The following is a 243-nucleotide window of genomic DNA, read 5'->3' as shown; positions in this document are numbered from 1 at the left end:
CTGCAGTTCGGTGTGACCTATGTCTGTTTGTATTTGAGCTTCCGCGTGCTGACGGTGCCGGAAGTGCTGCTGTTCACCATCCTCACGCCGCTGCACGTGACCCTGATCGAAGACGCGCTGAACCGGCGCTTCAATCCGTGGGCCTTGATCGCGGCATTGGTGGCCGTGGCGGGTGCGGCAGTGATTCGCTACGACCGGATCAATCCGGACTTCTTCATGGGCTTTCTGTTGCTGCAACTGGCC

At 59.7% G+C, this 243-nt stretch carries 1 pseudogene; it reads left to right on the top strand.

What is annotated here, in order from left to right:
• A pseudogene (locus ACEN88_RS36110) lies at positions 1-243 on the top strand (hypothetical protein); the annotation flags it as partial.

Source organism: Massilia sp. CT11-108 (assembly GCF_047302915.1).
In the GTDB taxonomy this organism is placed as follows: Bacteria; Pseudomonadota; Gammaproteobacteria; order Burkholderiales; family Burkholderiaceae_D; genus Telluria; species Telluria orientalis.
This window is presented reverse-complemented; position numbering and strand designations above follow the sequence as displayed.